General features: G+C 69.4%; 14 protein-coding genes. 4 read left to right on the top strand and 10 right to left on the bottom strand.

Translation table 11 applies throughout. The annotated features are described in order from the left end of the window. Positions 1-63 precede the first annotated feature (63 nt). Positions 64-777, top strand: a complete 714-nt coding sequence (locus tag D9R14_RS04815) for a metal-dependent hydrolase (protein WP_121622412.1) — start codon at positions 64-66, stop codon at positions 775-777. Between the two features lie 124 nt (positions 778-901). On the opposite strand, the gene atzF is transcribed toward D9R14_RS04815, so the two are convergent. The 7 genes from atzF to D9R14_RS04845 all read right to left on the bottom strand — a co-directional run bounded on the left by atzF (position 902) and on the right by D9R14_RS04845 (position 9,822). Continuing rightward, positions 902-2,695 (bottom strand): allophanate hydrolase, encoded by a 1,794-nt coding sequence (gene atzF, locus D9R14_RS04820; RefSeq protein WP_121622186.1) that lies wholly within the window; start codon positions 2,693-2,695, stop codon positions 902-904. 266 nt (positions 2,696-2,961) lie between these two features. Continuing rightward, positions 2,962-3,186 carry a hypothetical protein gene (locus D9R14_RS22815; RefSeq protein WP_147452947.1) on the bottom strand — a complete coding sequence of 75 codons (225 nt, stop codon included), beginning with the start codon at positions 3,184-3,186 and terminating at the stop codon, positions 2,962-2,964. A gap of 147 nt (positions 3,187-3,333) precedes the next feature. Continuing rightward, positions 3,334-4,203: a formyltetrahydrofolate deformylase gene (gene purU / locus D9R14_RS04825; RefSeq protein ID WP_121622187.1), complete on the bottom strand. Its 870-nt coding sequence runs from the start codon at positions 4,201-4,203 to the stop codon at positions 3,334-3,336. 86 nt (positions 4,204-4,289) lie between these two features. Beyond that, on the bottom strand, positions 4,290-4,892 hold the full coding sequence (locus D9R14_RS04830; protein WP_245420584.1) for a sarcosine oxidase subunit gamma: 603 nt from the start codon (positions 4,890-4,892) through the stop codon (positions 4,290-4,292). Between the two features lies 1 nt (position 4,893). Next, the gene (locus D9R14_RS04835) at positions 4,894-7,845 is read right to left on the bottom strand and encodes a sarcosine oxidase subunit alpha family protein (protein WP_121622189.1); all 2,952 of its coding nucleotides are present in this window, start codon (positions 7,843-7,845) and stop codon (positions 4,894-4,896) included. Continuing rightward, positions 7,842-8,114 carry a sarcosine oxidase subunit delta gene (locus tag D9R14_RS04840; RefSeq protein WP_121622190.1) on the bottom strand — a complete coding sequence of 91 codons (273 nt, stop codon included), beginning with the start codon at positions 8,112-8,114 and terminating at the stop codon, positions 7,842-7,844. Before D9R14_RS04840 ends, D9R14_RS04835 begins: the two co-directional genes overlap by 4 nt. Before the next feature lie 427 nt (positions 8,115-8,541). Then, positions 8,542-9,822 (bottom strand): sarcosine oxidase subunit beta family protein, encoded by a 1,281-nt coding sequence (locus D9R14_RS04845; protein ID WP_121622191.1) that lies wholly within the window; start codon positions 9,820-9,822, stop codon positions 8,542-8,544. A 157-nt stretch (positions 9,823-9,979) separates the two neighbouring features. On the opposite strand from D9R14_RS04845, the gene D9R14_RS04850 reads away from it, so the two are divergent. The 3 genes from D9R14_RS04850 (at position 9,980) to D9R14_RS04860 (ending at position 12,131) form a co-directional block, all read left to right on the top strand. Further along, on the top strand, positions 9,980-10,948 hold the full coding sequence (locus D9R14_RS04850) for a LysR family transcriptional regulator (protein WP_121622192.1): 969 nt from the start codon (positions 9,980-9,982) through the stop codon (positions 10,946-10,948). Positions 10,949-11,079: 131 nt separating this feature from the next. Continuing rightward, positions 11,080-11,499 (top strand): hypothetical protein, encoded by a 420-nt coding sequence (locus D9R14_RS04855; RefSeq protein ID WP_121622193.1) that lies wholly within the window; start codon positions 11,080-11,082, stop codon positions 11,497-11,499. 38 nt (positions 11,500-11,537) lie between these two features. Further along, positions 11,538-12,131, top strand: a complete 594-nt coding sequence (locus D9R14_RS04860; protein WP_121622194.1) for an OmpA family protein — start codon at positions 11,538-11,540, stop codon at positions 12,129-12,131. A gap of 184 nt (positions 12,132-12,315) precedes the next feature. On the opposite strand, the gene D9R14_RS04865 is transcribed toward D9R14_RS04860, so the two are convergent. From D9R14_RS04865 to glnT, 3 genes are all read right to left on the bottom strand, one after another. Then, positions 12,316-12,516, bottom strand: coding sequence for a hypothetical protein (locus tag D9R14_RS04865; protein ID WP_121622195.1), 201 nt, complete (start codon positions 12,514-12,516; stop codon positions 12,316-12,318). A gap of 83 nt (positions 12,517-12,599) precedes the next feature. Next, on the bottom strand, positions 12,600-14,009 hold the full coding sequence (locus tag D9R14_RS04870) for an ammonium transporter (protein ID WP_121622196.1): 1,410 nt from the start codon (positions 14,007-14,009) through the stop codon (positions 12,600-12,602). A gap of 475 nt (positions 14,010-14,484) precedes the next feature. Continuing rightward, positions 14,485-15,843 (bottom strand): type III glutamate--ammonia ligase, encoded by a 1,359-nt coding sequence (glnT, locus tag D9R14_RS04875; protein WP_121622413.1) that lies wholly within the window; start codon positions 15,841-15,843, stop codon positions 14,485-14,487. Positions 15,844-15,921 lie beyond the last annotated feature (78 nt).

A 15,921-nucleotide genomic window follows, 5' to 3' on the forward strand; every position in this document is an offset into this window, starting at 1 on the left:
GGCTTCTTCGATACTCCGGCCGCCTTCCCCTCCCTTTCTCCGGCTCAACGGGGTTTGAATTCCATGAAGATCACCTGGCTCGGCCACGCCGCCTTCCGTCTGGACTTCTCGGGCAAGGCGGTGCTCATCGATCCCTTCTTCACCGGCAATCCGGTGTTCAAGGGCACGCGCGAGGAGGCCGCGCGCGGCTGCACCCACATCCTGCTCACCCACGGCCATGGCGACCATATTGGTGACACGGTGGCCATCGTCGAAGAGGCGGCGGACGCGGCGCGCGAGATCCCGGTGGTGGCGAACCCCGAGATCTGCGCCTTCCTCGCGGGCCAGGGCGTGGGCTCCACCGCCTTCATGAATACCGGCGGCACCGTCGACATGGGCGGGTTCACCGTGACCATGGTGCGCGCGGACCATTCCTCGGGCGGCGGCTCGAACCCGCCGGAATATCTCGGCAATCCCACGGGCCTCATCATCAAGGCGCCGGGCGAGCCCACCGTCTGGCACATGGGCGACACGGACATCTTCTCGGACATGGCACTGCTGTGCGAGATCCACGAGCCGAAGGTGGTGTTCGTGCCGATCGGCGACCGGTTCACCATGAGCCCGAAGACCGCCGCTCTGGCGGTGAAGCGCTTCCTGCCTGGCGTCGAGACCGTGGTGCCGTGCCACTACGCCACCTTCCCGCTGCTGGTTCAGGACCCTTCCGGCTTCATCGAGGCCCTGAAGGGCCACAAGGTGAAGATCGAGGCCCCCGCCGTGGGCGGCAGCTTCCAGGTGTGAGCGGCCGCACCGGCAGCAGGAAGGAGCGTTGCTGCCCTTCCTGCTGCCGGTCGTCATGCGCTTGTCTAAAGGCCGGCGATCTGCATCGCCGCAACCATGGTCCTCTGCCGATGGCGCCGGAGCGTTAGACGGCGGCAGCCTGCGGGTGTTCGACGAAGGTGCGGAAGCCGCCGAATTCCGTGATGTCGCGCGCCTGCGCCACCTCGCCCGCCTCGGCCAGGAATCCGGCCACGCGTCGGCCGTCGGCCAGTTCGACCTGCCCCAGCCCGAGCGGCGCCGGGATGGTGGCGAGCAGACGGCCCACCCCCTCCATGGGCAGCGACCAGACCTCGCCGCTGATGGCGGCACCCCCCGCGCCCACGCGCACCAGGCCCGGCCTCGGCTGGGCGCCGGGCAGCAGCTTCATGCGGTAGGCCGGGGCGGTTTCCGCCTCGGCGACGAAGCGGCCGCCCATGGCCTTGAGATCGGCGTTCAGCGCCATGCCGGAGAGATGGGCGCCGAACACGCAGACCTCCAGCCGGTCCAGCTCCGCCTTCGGCGCCGGCAAAGGCGGGGCGACCAGCGGCGCGCCCGTGGCGCCGAGCGTCAGGTCGCCCGCGGCCATGAAGGCGCGGGCGAGGGAGGCCACCTCGCCGTCGCGCCCCGCCGGTGCCAGCAGCGTGATGCCGTAGGGCACGCCGGAGACGGCGACGGTGGTGGGCACGGCGGTGCCGCACAGGTCCATCAGGTTGACGAAATTGGTGTAGGTGCCATTGCGCGAATTGAGCAGGATCGGCTCCGCCTGCACCGCGTCCACCGTGTAGGCGGTGGGCGCCGTAGGCAGCACCATGGCATCGATGGCGGCGAGCGTCGGCTCGACCTGTTTGCGCAGCGCCTTCAGGCGGTACATGGCGCGGAACGCATCCGCGGCGCTCGCCGTCCCGCCGGGTTCGGTGATGGCGCGGGTGATGGGGTGAACGGCCGCGGGGTTGTACTCGATCAGGTCGCCCGCGACGATCCAGCGCTCCGCCACCCACGGGCCCTCATAGAGCAGGCGCGCGGTCTCGGCGAAGGGCGCGAAATCGATCTCCACGAGCCTCGCGCCGATCTTCCTCCAGCGGGCCAGCGCCGCTTCGTAGGCGGCGGCGGCGTCCGGGTCGCCGAAGAATTCCCGCTGGTCCGGGCGAAGCACGCCCAGCACGGGCGCCGGCGGCGGCGCGGCGAGGGGGGCGAGTGGCATAGCGCGGGAATAGGCGTCGGCATCGTCCCCGGCGATCACCTCAAGCACGGCCATGGCGTCGTCCACCGTGAGGGCGAACACCGAGATGCAGTCGAGCGAGCGGCAGGCGGGCACGAGCCCGGTGTTCGGCACCAGCCCGAGCGAGGGCTTCACGCCGACGATGTTGTTGAGCATGGCCGGCACGCGGCCGGAGCCCGCCGTGTCGGTGCCAAGCGCCACCGGCACGATGCCGGACGCCACCGCCACCGCCGAGCCGGAGGACGACCCGCCGGGCACGAGGTCCGCCTTGAAGGGGTTCTTCGGGAATCCATAGGGCGAGCGCACGCCCACAAGGCCGGTGGCGAACTGGTCCAGATTGGTCTTGCCGATGACGAGCGCGCCGGCGGCCTTCAGGCGCGCGACGGCGGTGGCGTCCTTCTCCGGCACATAGGCGAAGGCCGGGCAGGCGGCGGTGGTAGGAAGGCCGGCGACGTCGATATTGTCCTTCACCGCGATGGGGATGCCGTAGAGCGGCAGGCCGGCGGCGCCGCGCGCCGCCAGCGCCTGCGCCTCCGCCGCGACATCGGCGTGCGGTCTCAGGGTGATGAAGATCGCCGGGTCGTCGCGCGCGGCGATGCGGCGATAGACCTCCGCCACGGTGTCGGCGAGCGCGCGGGCGCCCGAGCGGTGGGCTTCGAGGAGGTCGGAAAGGGTATGCATGACGCTCTCTTCAGGTCGGTCCCGGCGGCCCTTCACGCGGCCTGCCACCGAGCCCGTAGCAGGAAGTGCGCCAGCAGACCGGAGCCCCGTCCAGGCCTCCCGCCGGCCCCCAAGGGGGGGCAACACAAAGACTTGCGGCGGAAGGCCTGGGGGAGGGCCGGCGGGGGATCGGCCCTGGGGTGAGGCGCAAGGCCTCATCGCGAAAATGGATACCAGAATGACTAAATATTAGTCAATACAGGCTTCGTGCATGCAATTCGCGGTCGTCACCGCGCCGGCGGCTGCGCCGGCTCGTCCGACAGCGTGCGGCCGGGCGGCATGGCAGGCGAAACGGTGGGCGGCGGCGGCTCGCCGCCCGGCGTCGGCACAGGCAGGGCGGCCGGGGCGGTCTCGGTGGGTTCGGGGGTGCCGCGGCCGGAAAACAATCCGGCGGCGACGATGGCTACAACCAGAACGATTGCTCCGGCGATGAGAGTAAAACGTCCATTCATGATGGGCTCCCGAAAGGTTTTATTTCGGGAACGCCCGGCGCCGCGATAGGTTTCCTCCCCGCCTGCGTCCATCCCGCGCAGGCGCGCAGGTAAGATAATTTCCTCAAACGGGACGGGGACTTGGCCTCAACGCAGGCGTCCTGCGGATCAGTCGCGGAACACCACTGTTTTCGAGCCGTTGAGGATCACCCGATCCTGGAGATGCCAGGACAGCGCGCGTGCCAGGACGCGGCGTTCGATGTCGCGCCCCTTGCGGACCAGATCGTCCGGCTGGTCCTGGTGCGAAATTCTCTCCACGTCCTGCTCGATGATCGGCCCCTCGTCCAGGTCGGACGTGACGTAGTGCGCGGTCGCGCCGATCAGCTTCACGCCGCGCGCATGCGCCTGATGGTAGGGCTTAGCGCCTTTGAATCCCGGCAGAAACGAGTGGTGGATGTTGATGCACCGGCCCGCCAGCTTCGCCGCCAGGCCGTCGGAAAGAACCTGCATGTAGCGCGCGAGGACGGCCAGTTCCGCCCGAGACGACTTGAACACGTCCCATACGTCTCGTTCCTGTTCCAGCTTCGTCGCCTTGGTCACGGGCAGGTGGTGGAACGCGATACCGTCGATGTCCAAATGCGCATAGGTCTCGCGCGGGTGGTTCGAGACGATGCCCACGAGGTCCATGGGGATCTCGCCGATGCGCCAGCGATAGAGCAGGTCGGCGAGGCAGTGGTCGGACTTGGAGGCGAGCAGCAGCACCCGGCGCTTCTCGTCCTTCGAGCGCATGCTGAAGGTGGCCTTGAACGGCTCGGCGACGGTGGCGAACTCCGCCCGCAGGGCCTCGAGGCCGGCCTCGCCCTCCACCACGTTGAACACCGTGCGCATGAAGAAGCGCCCGCTCTCGGTGTCGTCGAACTGCTGCGCCTCCAGGATGTTGCAGCCGTGCTGGAACAGGAAGGTGGAGACGCCGGCGACGATGCCTGGCCGGTTGGGGCAGGCGAGGGTGAGGATGAACTGGAGGTCCGGATGGCTCATGGTCGGTCTCGTAATAAGCTGGCCCGGCGCAGGGCGCCGATCGGGGCCGGAAGGGGGACGGGGCGATCGCGCGCGCCGCGCTGCCGTCAACCTCGTCCGGCGCCGGAGAGGGCGAAGCCGAATTCGGCGGCGCTCGCCGCCAGCCAGCGCAGAAAGGCGGGCGCGAACGAGCGCGGCACGGCGAACACGAAGGCCGGCGCCTCGGCCGGCGTGTCCGCGACCTGCCAGAAGGTGAGGTTCACGTGCGAGACGGTGGTGGTCGCCGCGTCGCCCGCCCCGAAGGCGGAGGGGTCGAGGTCCACCATCACGCCCTTGGCGAGCGCCGGCCGCACCCTGGGGCCCGACACCTCGAACATGAGGCTGGCGTCGCTCTGATCGGTGACCGCCGCAAGGCCCTGGGCCAGGGGGAGGATGCGGCCGGGCAGGACGCCCACGTCGTCCGCGAAGGCGAGCCAGCGGCCGGGGCCGGTGCCCACAAGCGTTACGCCAGCGGCGGCTGCCGCCTTCGGGCCGGCGGGCAGAACGAGGCCGGCCTCGGCGAAGCGGGCGGCGAGCGCCGCCGCCGCGCCGCGCCGGGCAACGAGACTGGCGGCGGAGCCGCCGGGAAGGAGGCGCGCGCGAACGCCCTCGCTCGGCGCGCCGTAATGGCCGTCCGGCAGCAAAGCGGTGGGCGCGATATCGGCCAGCATGTCAGCCACGTTGCTTCTCCCCCTGGGGATCGACGAAGGCCGGATCGCACACTTCGACCGCGATGTCGCCGCCCCGCACCGGGTCATAGGCGCGCACCGTCTCGCCGATGCGCTTCTGTCCGTTCCTGAGGAAGCCGAGGCCGATGGAATGGCCAAGCGTGGGCGAGAAGGCGACCGAGGTCATGTAGCCCTCGTCGTTCGCCGTGGTCGGCTCGGCGCCCACCGCGAGGAAATGCGCGCCGGCGCGCAGGCGCTGGGTGCGGTCCAGGGGCCGGAAGCCGACGAAGATCGGCCGGTCTTCCTCCAGGAAGGCCGGACGGCCGGCGAGCACGCGGCCGATATAGTCCTTCTTGGTGGAGGCCATCTTGCCGAGCCCGAGGTCGCGGGCCGAGGTCTGGCCATTCAGCTCGTTGCCGGAGACGTGGCCCTTCTCGATCCGCAGAACGCCCAGCGTCTCGGTGCCGTAGGGCGTGATGCCGTAGGGCGCACCGGCCTCCATGATGGCGCGGATCAGCGCCTCGCCCCGGCCGGACGGCACGGCGATCTCGTAGCCCAGCTCTCCGGAGAAGGAGAGGCGGAAGATGCGCGCCGGGATGCCGCCGGCGACCGTGGTCTCAAGCACCCCCATGAAGGGCAGAGCAGCGTTCGACACGTCGGCTCCGTCCACCACCTTCACCAGCACATCGCGCGAGCGCGGGCCGGAGACGGCGATCTGGGCATAGTGCTCGGTGATGGAGGCGAGTTGCACGTCGAGGTCCGGCCACAGCACCTGGAGGCAGAATTCCAGGTGCTGGTAGACCTTGGCGGCGTTGGCCGTGGTGGTGGTCATCACATAATGGTCGTCGGCGAGGCGGGCGCTGGTGCCGTCGTCCATGACGATGCCGTCCTCGCGCAGCATCACGCCATAGCGCGCCTTGCCCACCGCGAGCGTCGAGAAGGTGTTGATATAGACCCGGTCGAGGAAGCGCCCGGCGTCCGGACCCTGCAGGTCGATCTTGCCGAAGGTGGAGGCATCCACCACGCCCACGCTCTCGCGCACCGCCTTCACCTCGCGGTTGACGCTCGTGAGCCAGTCGTTCTCGCCGGGCTGCGGGAAATACTGCGCCCTGAGCCAGAAGCCGGCCTCGACGAACACCGCGCCCTGCTCCTGCGCCCAGCGATGGGTCGGGGTCGGCCGGGTGGGCCGGAAGTCCTTGCCGCGGTGGTGGCCGGCGAGCGCGCCCATGGCCACGGGCGTGTAGGGCGGCCGGAACACCGTCACCCCGGTCTCGGCGATCGAGCGGCCGGTGAGGTGGGCCATGATGGCGAGGCCTGCCGTGTTGGAGGTCTTGCCCTGGTCGGTGGCCATGCCGAGCGTGGTATAGCGTTTCAGCAGCTCCACCGCGCGATAGCCTTCCTTGTGGGCGAGCGCGACGTCCTTCGCCGTCACGTCGTTCTGGAGGTCCACGAAGGCAAAGCCGCCGGGCGCCTCCACGTGCCAGAAGGCGCTGATGCCGGCGGGCGCGCCTTCCGCGCGTGGCACGTCCGGCCTGGGGACGGCAAAGCCGAGGTCGCTCGCCGCCGCCGCGCCGGCGCGTGCGCCGGTGTCGAGGCACTCCTGGAGCGGGAAGGCGCCGGCCGCCGCGCCCGCCACCGTCATTCCGGGAGGCAGGGCACCGGGCACGAAGGCGCAGAGGGCTTCGTCATAGGTGGGCCGTCCGCCCATGTGCGTTGTCAGGTTGAGATTGGGCGTCGCGCCGCCGGAGACGCCGAGCGCCTCCACCTTGAAGGTCTCGCTGCCCTTGGCGGTGCGCACGGTGACGGACGAGAGCCGCTTGCCGGAGGTCGCCACCACCTCGCCCTGGATCACCCTGACGCCGAGCGCTTCGGCCCGCGCCGCCAGCGCCGGGTCGGGGCGGACATCGACGATGGCCTCCACCTCCACGCCCGCGTCCGCCGCATCGAGTGCGGCGGCGAAGGCGTGGTCGTTGTTGACGAAGAAGGCCGCCGTCTGGCCCGCGCTCACGCCGTAGCGGGTGGCATAGGTGGCGAGCGCCAGCGCCGACATCACGCCCGGGCGGTCGTTGCCCGGAAACACGATGGGCCGGTCGAACGCGCCCGCAGCCAGCACGCAGCGCTGCGTCACGATGCGCCACAGGCGCTGGCGCGGCGCGAACGGCGCCGGGACGGCCAGATGGTCGCCCACCCGCTCCACCGCGCCATAGGTCGAGCCGTCATAGGCGCCGAATACGGTGGTGCGGGCCATGATGCGCACGTTGGGCAGGCCGGCAAGCTCCGCCTCCGCCGCGGCGGCGAAGTCGCGCGCCGGGCCGTCGCCGATATTGGTGAATTCGCTGAGCAGCCGGCCGCCCAGGCGAAAATCCTCCTCGGCGAGGATCACCCGCGCGCCGGAGCGGCCCGCGGCGAGCGCCGCCGCGAGGCCGGCCGCGCCGGAGCCCACCACCAGCACGTCGCAGAAGGCGTTGGCCTTCTCGTAATGGTCCGGGTCCGGACGCCCGGCGGCGCGGCCGAGGCCGGCGGCGCGGCGGATGACGGGCTCGTAGAGCTTCTCCCACAGCGCCGACGGCCACATGAAGGTCTTGTAGTAGAAGCCGGCGCCCAGGAATGGCGAGAGCCACTGGTTGGCGCTCATCAGGTCGAAGGCAAGGCTCGGCCAGCGGTTCTGGCTCGCCGCGATGAGGCCGCCATAGAGCTCCACGGTGGTGGCGCGGGTGTTGGGCTCGCGCCGCGCACCCATGCGCAGTTCCACCAGCGCATTGGGCTCCTCCGAGCCGGCGGAGACGATGCCGCGCGGGCGGTGATACTTGAACGAGCGGCCGACGAGGCGCACGTCGTTCGCGAGCAGCGCCGAGGCCAGCGTGTCGCCGGGATGGCCGCGATAGGTCGCGCCATCGAAGGAGAAGGAGAGGGTGCGGCTGCGGTCCACCAGCCCGCCGTGAAGGAGGCGGCTCATGGCGTGGTCTCCTCGGCGCGGGCGAAGGCGACGGCGAGGATCTCGTGGGTGCGGGTGTTGCGCGTCACCTTCAGCCAGCGCCGGCAGCCGGCGGCGTGATACCAGAACTCGTCGTGCGGGCCTTCCGGGTTCGCCCGCTCATAGACATAAGCGGAGAACGTATCGAGCGCGTCCGGCGCGGCCGGGTCGGGCCGGGTCACGGTAGCGTCGCCCAGATAGGCGAATTCGTGGGCGTCGCGCGCGCCGCAATAGGGGCAGGGAATGCGCATGGTCAGGCCCTCTCCCCGCGTCGGCGGGCTGTTTTGCGCCCCGTCTCCATCCCACGCACCGTCGCCCGCCTCCTCGCCCTCTCCCCATTCCCTGCCGTCGCCCTCCGGCTTGACCGGAGGGCCCATCCGCCGGCCGGGCGCGCGGGGGGGCGGCGCATGGATCCTCCGGTCAAGCCGGAGGATGACGGCGGTTGGGGGGATGGGGAGGACATCGAAAGCGTCCCACGCCCCATTGCCATTCCGCGCTCCGTTGCCCGCTTCCCATTCCCTGCCGTCGCCCTCCGGCTTGACCGGAGGGCCCATCCGGCGGCCGGGCGCGCGGGGTGGCGGTCCGTGGATCCTCCGGTCAAGCCGGAGGATGACGGCGGTTGGGGGGATGGCGCCTGTGGGGAAGACGGCATCGCGGAGAGGCTAAAGGCGGGGCGCATCAGTGCAGGTTCGGCTGGGCGCCGACTCCCTTCTCGTCGATCACGTGGCCGCTTCGGAAGCGGTCGAGGCGGAAGGCGGCGTTGAGCGCGTGGGGCGCGTCCCTGGCGATCGTGTGGGCGAAGCACCAGCCCGAGGCCGGCGTCGCCTTGAAGCCTCCGTAGTTCCAGCCGGTGTTGAGATAGAGGCCGGGCAGGGGGCCGACGTCGATGATCGGCGAGCCGTCCATGGACATGTCCAGCAGCCCGCCCCAGGAGCGCAGCATCCGGAGCCGCCCGATCAGCGGCATGATGGCCATGCCGCCCTCGCACACGTCCTCCACCACCGGCAGGTTCCCGCGCTGGGCGTAGGTGTTGTAGCCCTCGATGTCGCCGCCGAAGACGAGGCCGCCTTTGTCCGACTGGCTGATGTAGAAGTGCCCCATGCCGAAGGTGATGACCCCCGGCACCAGCGGCTTCAGCCCCTCCGAAACGAAGGCCTGCAAGGCATGGCTCTCGATCGGCAGGCGCAGGTCGAGATGGCGCGTGAGGCGCGAGGTGGAGCCGGCCACCGCGAGCGCGACCTTGCCGGCGCGCACCGGCCCGCGCGTGGTCTCCACTCCCACCACCGCGCCGTTCTCGCGCAGGAAGCCGGTGACCTCGCAATTCTGCACGATGTCGACGCCGCGCCGGTCGGCGGCGCGGGCATAGCCCCACACCACCGCATCGTGCCGCGCGGTGCCGCCGCGCTTCTGCAGCAGCCCGCCCTTGATGGGGAAGCGCGCATTGGCGAAGTCGAGGAACGGGGCGAGCGCGCGCACGCCGTCGGCGTCCAGCAGCTCGGAATCGGCGCCCGCGAGCCGCATGGCGTTTGCGCGCCGGGCATAGGCGTCGCGCTGCGGGTCGGAGTGGAACAGGTTCAGCACGCCGCGCTGGGACACCATGGCGTTGAAGTTGAGGTCGGCCTCCAGGCCCTCCCACAGCTTCATGGACCATTCGTAGAACGGCTCGTTGCCCGGCAGCAGGTAGTTGGAGCGGATGATGGTGGTGTTGCGGCCGGCATTGCCGGAGCCGATATGGCCCTTCTCCAGCACCGCCACGTTGGTTATGCCGTGCTCCTTGGCGAGGTAATAGGCCGTGGCGAGCCCATGCCCGCCGCCGCCCACCACGATCACGTCATAAGCGGGCTTGGGCGCCGCGTCGCGCCAGGCCGGGCGCCACCCCTTCTGGCCGGTGAGGGCATTGGCGAGCAGGCCGAACGCCGAATAATGCGGGGACCAGTTCACGGACGAGGAAGCGGACATGGATCACGATCCGAAGGGGGGCAAGCCCCGCTGGGCCGGGCTCCGGGGCATCCCGTCCGGCCGTTCAGGAAACCATAGCTAGGCGCATTTCATGCGCTAGTATAAATTTCGATTATATATCGGCGCGGTCGGCGGAGCCGGGCGAGGGGGACGCGGAATGGCACCACGCAGCGAGGCCCTGCCGTTCGATCTGAGGAGCCTCGAAATCTTCCTCGCGGTCTGCGAGGAGGGCGCCATGGCGGGCGCGGCGCGGCGGCTCGGGCTGACCCAGCCGGCGGTGTCGCAGGCGGTGGCGGAGCTGGAGGCCCGCATGGGCGCGGTGCTGTTCGACCGCTCGGTGCGTCCGCTCGGCCTGACCCCGGCCGGCGGCCTTTTGCGCCAGCGGGCGAGCGCGCTGCTCTCGGAAGCGCGCCAGATCGCCCCGGCGCTGCGCGACACCGGCAAGAGCCGCTATCCGCTGGTGCGCGTCGGGCTGGTGGATTCGCTCACCCGCGCGCTCGCGGCGCCGCTCGGGGCGCATCTGGCGGGCCTCGCCGAGGAGGTCTCGATCCGCTCCGGCCTCACCGCCGCCCATGCCAGCGCGCTGCTGACGCGCCAGCTCGACTTCCTCGCCGGCGTCGACGAACTGGAGGAGACGGAGGGCCTGGAGCGCCACCCGCTCATCAGCGAGCCCTATGTGCTGATGCTGCCCGCCGGCCTGCCGGCGCCGGGCCGGGTGGAGGACGTGGCGCAGCTCGCGGCGAGCCTGCCGCTGGTGCGGTTCTCGGCGCGCTCGAAGACCGGCATCGAGGTGGAGCGTCATCTGCGCCGGCTCAAGCTCGATCTGCCGCGTCGGCTCGAATTCGACACCCCGCTGGGCGTGGCCGCCACGGTGGCGGCGGGGGCGGGATTCGCCGTGACGACGCCTTTGTGCATCCACGAGGCGGGGCTCGATCCCAGCGCCTTCGCCGTCGCCCCGCTGCCAGGCCCGGCCTTCGCGCGCAGCCTCACTTTGGTGTCGCGGCGCCAGGAGTGGGGGCGCCTGCCGAAGGAGGTGGCGCAATTCTGCCGGGCGTCGCTGGAGGACCTTCTCGCCGCCGGACCGCTGCTCCTTGCGGCGCGCCCCGCAGCCACCCGCGCCGGCTGAACCCAAGGTCAGCTGCACGCATTCACCATGGGGCAGCTCCGGTATCCCAATCTAGCCCCGTCCGTGCGAGGATGGCTTTCCCCTGCGGCTGTCCAGGGGCCTTCCTTCTCCCTCGGGTGGAGCGCACAACAATGAAGATCATACGTGTTCTGCTGGCCGCGGCGGTGCTCGCGGGCGCTGGCTCGGCGGCGCAGGCCCAGACCATGAGCTACGCCCAGGCGGGCGCGCTGCTCGCCAAGAGCTGCGGTCCGGACATCAACCGCCTGTGCTCGAACGTCAATCTGGGCAATGGCGCGCTGCACGCCTGCATGGATCAGAAGATCGGCCAGGTGAGCGCCCAGTGCAAGCGCGACTACGCACTCGCCAAGGCCTCCATCGCCCAGCGCGATGCGGCGCAGGATTCCATCGCGCAGGTCTGCAACGCCGATACGGCGCGCCTGTGCCCCGGCATGGTGCCCCAGGACGGCAACCTGCTCTCCTGCCTGCTCCAGGCGACGCGGGTGGTCAGCCCTGCCTGCAACCAGGCCATCACCGACGCCGGCTACCGGTGATCGCGCGCCCCCTTTCCCTCAGATCAAGGACGAACGCCATGACGTCGCCTTTGCCCCGCCTCGCGCTCATCGCCGCCCTCGCGCTTGCGGCCGGCCCCGCGCTGGCCCAGACCGCGCTGTCCGACGGGCAGATCCTCAGTGGCCTCCAGGGCCTCACCGACAAGGCGCCGGGCATCACCGCCCAGCAGCTGCGTGACATGGTCCGCCGCCACATGGAGCAGAATCCCGGCGAGCAGCTCACCCGCCCCTCCTTGGCGCTGAACCTCGACCGGCTGCCGCAGATCAACGTGCAGATCCAGTTCCGCCTCGGCTCGGCGATCATCGAGCCGTCGTCCTACGGCACGCTCGGCGCCATCGCCGACGCCATGCACAACCCGATCCTGCACGGCTACAAGTTCATCGTGACCGGCAACACCGATGTCACCGGCCCGCGCGAGCTGAACCTCAAGCTCAGCCAGGCCCGCGCGGACGCGGTGGTGAGCGCGCTGGTCACGGTGTTCAACGTCAACCCGACGCGCCTCGAAGCGGTGGGCCTCGGCGAGGAAGTGCTGCTGGACCCGAAGAAGCCGACCGACCCCGTGAACCGGCGGGTGCAGATCTTCACCGTGGGCCGCGTCAATCCCGGCTCGTGAACCGGGCAGGACGGCGTAGGGCTGCGCCATCCCCAAGCGGCGTCCTGTGATCGGACAGCCGCCGCGAAGCCTGCCTTTGGAGAGCGGCCTTCAGGCACACGAAATCGCGCGGCCCGGTGAAGGGCCGCGCGACGTCTCGGGCCGCGCCGGCGGGACAGGGAGGCGCCGCCGCCGCCCGATCTCTTTACTCCGCCGGGGTGGGGACCGCCTCGGAGCTGTGGTCGAGCAGTTCCTCATGGAGCTGCTTGTCCATGGAGATCTGCTTGGCGATGAAGGCGACGAAGAACACGAGCGCGATCACCGAGAAGAATGGCTCGTACCCGGCGAAAGGATACATCTCCGCCATGTCGGACAGCTTCGCGAGCGATGTGACTCCGGTGTGCATGGTCTAACTCCTGAGATCCTGGATAATGACGGGCAAGGCGCCCGGAGCCGCAGCTCCGGGCCGGTAGGAGCGAGCCCGACGGCTCAGAGCTTGGCCTCCTTGCGCTGGATGCTCTCGAAGGCGGCTTCCGTGCCCGAGTGGTGCGGGTAGGTGGTGTGCACGTGCTTGCCGTCGAGGCCGATGACCTCCACGTGCGAAGGCACGCGCAGCAGGCCGAACATGGCGAGCAGCTTGCCGAGGATGAGGCCGGGGATGAGGCCGAAGCCGATGGCGAACATCAGCGAGCCGAGGATGTTGCCGATCGGGGTGATGACCGGCAGGCCCTCCGCGTTCACGCCGAACCAGCCCACGCCCTCGCCGAGGGTGACGAGCGCACCGGCGGAGGGCAGCACCGCCGGATAGCCCCACAAGGCGAAGCCCGCGATGATGCCGCCGAACAGGCCGCAATAGCCGTGCACCGCGACCGCGCCGACGGCATCGTCGATCTTGAACTTCCGCTCCACCCAGAAGTGCAGCTTGTAGGCCATGATGGTGCCGGCCACCGCGATCACCAGCGCGATGATGGGGTGGTAGAAGTCGTTGCCGGCGGAGGCCGAGATGAGCCCCGTCAGACCGCCCGAATAGGTCCAGTAGGCATTGCCGTTGGAGATCATGTAGGCGGTGACCATGCCGCCGAACAAGGCGAGCAGGAAGTTCATGGTGACGCCCGACAGGGTGATCGGAACGCCGTAGATGTTGGTGGCGGTGAAGTAGGGCGCGCCCTGGGTGCCCACGTCGACGATCGGGATGTGGCAGGCGGCGTAGAAGCCCCAGAAGCCCACATAGATCATGAACAGGCCGATGGTGATGAGCCAGGGATTGTGCGCCGGGATCTCGCGCGGCGTCCCGTCCGGTGCGAACTTGCCGATGCGCGGGCCGAGGAAGATGAGCACGCCAAGCGTCGCGAAGCCGGCCACGGAGTGCAGCACGGCGGAGCAATACTGGTCGTGGAAGCCCATATACTGGGACATCCAGCCGTTGCCCGCCCAGCCCCAGGCTGCCGGGATCACCCAGGCGATGGCGCCCACATAGATGGCGATGATGAAGAAGCCCGACGTCTTGGTGCGCTCGATGAGAGCGCCCGAGACGATGGAGGCCGCCGTCATGCCGAACAGCGCGAACGCCGCCCAGAACACGCCGGAGATGCGGTCCGACAGGTTCGGCGCGATCTTGGTGGACCACGGCTCGAAGCCGGTGGTGAAGCTGAGCGCCGAAGTGGAGATGGGCCAGCCCTGGAAGGCGATGTAGATCCACATGCCGAACAGGAAGAAGGCGAGGCCGACGAGCGGGATCGCCATGGTATTCTTGAGCAGCGTGTGCTGCACGTTCTTCACGCGCGCCGCACCCACCTCGTACATGCAGAAGCCGACATGGATGAAGAACATAAGGACGACCGTCAGGAAGTAATAGAACTCCGTGAAGATGGTCGTCAGGGCTGCCAATTGGTCTGTCATGCTGGTCCCCGAACGCTGTTGCGCCTTTGGCCAGAGCCCCCGCAGGATCCCCTCCGGTCGGGCCAAGGTTTTCACTGTGGAGCAACTTTTATGCCAGGGAGGCAGATGCCCCTGCGGATGCCGCTGCGCGACAATCGATGCTGACGCAGGGGCGTTCTCAAGTGACTGAACGTAAATGGAAAAGCCCGCAGACCTGCGGGGCGGGGCCGCGCCGGGGCGCGTGGGCGCAGGGGCGGCGGGGTTCCGGGCGCTGGGCCGGCAGCCGGCAATGCACCTATCGGCTGCATCCGGCGCGCGGACGGTGCCCAGAAAACGGGCGACGATTCCTTTGATCCTTGTCAAACCGAAAGAATTCGGACGCGCCTTGCCCAAGAACTCGTCAAGAAATTGACACTCCTTATCTGCCGAAAAGAAAGAGCCCCGGCACGAACGCCGGGGCTCTTACCTCTTGCCGGAAACGGCCGGGAGACGGCGGTCAGATGTCGAGCGTGTTGTCGCGCTCCCACTGCGTCAGGTGGCGCGAATAGGCGTTCCATTCCTCGGTCTTCAGCTTGAGGTAGCCGGCGACGAAGGGGGCGCCGAGCCGCTCGGCCAGCACCTTGGACTTCTCCAGATTGCGCAGGGCGTCCAGCAGGTTCAGCGGCAGCTTCTTGGCCGCCTTCACCTTGTGGCCCTCGGTGTACATGTTGATGTCGAGCCGCTTGCCGGGATCGCGCGCATTGGCGATGCCGTCGAGCCCCGCCGCCGCGAGGCCGGCCTGGAGCAGATAGGGATTGGCCGCGCCGTCCGCGAGGCGGAACTCGAAGCGCCCGGCATCCGGAATGCGGATCATGTGGGTGCGGTTGTTGCCGGTATAGGTCACGGTGTTGGGCGACCAGGTGGCGCCGGAGAGCGTGCGCGGGGCGTTGATGCGCTTGTAGGAATTCACCGTCGGGTTGGTGAGGGCGCACAGCGCGTCGGCATTGTGGATCAGCCCGCCGATGAAGGCGTAGCCGAGCTTGGAGACGCCGAGTTCGCCCTTGGGGTCGGAGAAGGCGTTCTTGCCCTTCGCCCACAGAGAGACATGGGCATGGCAGCCCGAGCCGGTGAGGTTCGGGAACGGCTTCGGCATGAAGGTGGCGCGCAGGCCGTGCTTCTCGGCGATGGACTTGACCATGAACTTGAAGAAGACGTGCCGGTCCGCGGTCAATAGCGCGTTGTCGTAGTTCCAGTTCATCTCGAACTGGCCGTTGGCGTCCTCGTGGTCGTTCTGGTAGGCGCCCCAGCCGAGCGACAGCATGGCGTCGCAGATCTCCTTGATGACGTCGTAGCGGCGCATCAAAGCGGACTGGTCGTAGCAGGGCTTCTCGGCGCGGTCGGAGGCGTCCGAGATCGCGGTGCCGTCGGCGGAGACGAGGAAGTATTCGCACTCGACGCCGGTCTTCATCTCGTAGCCGAGCTTCGCCGCGTCGGCGAGCTGCTTCTTCAGCACCGCGCGCGGCGCCTGCGCCACCGGCTCCCCGTCCATGAAGAGGTCGGCGGCGAGCCAGCCCACTTCCGGCTTCCAGGGCAGCTGGATGAGGCTCGAAGGATCGGGCACCGCGAACATGTCGGAATCGGCCGGCGACATGTCGAGCCAGGTGGCGAAGCCGGCGAAGCCCGCGCCCTCCTTCTGCATGGCGCCGATGGCGGAGGCCGGAACGAGCTTGGCCCGAAGGCCGCCGAACAGGTCCACGTAGGAGATGAGGAAATACTTGATGCCGCGATCCTTCGCGGCCTTCTCAAGGTCGGTGGTCGCCTTGGCGGCGGCGGAGGAGCGCCCCTCCGCCTCGCGCGCGATCTCGAACTGGCGCATCATGGGTCTGGTCCTCGGAAGGGAGTGATGTTCTTTGCGCTTTTTTAGCGCTCCGGCGGTGGGCCGGGGCGCGGAAGT

Origin of the sequence: Xanthobacter tagetidis (assembly GCF_003667445.1) — a bacterium.
Classification (GTDB): domain Bacteria; phylum Pseudomonadota; class Alphaproteobacteria; order Rhizobiales; family Xanthobacteraceae; genus Xanthobacter; species Xanthobacter tagetidis.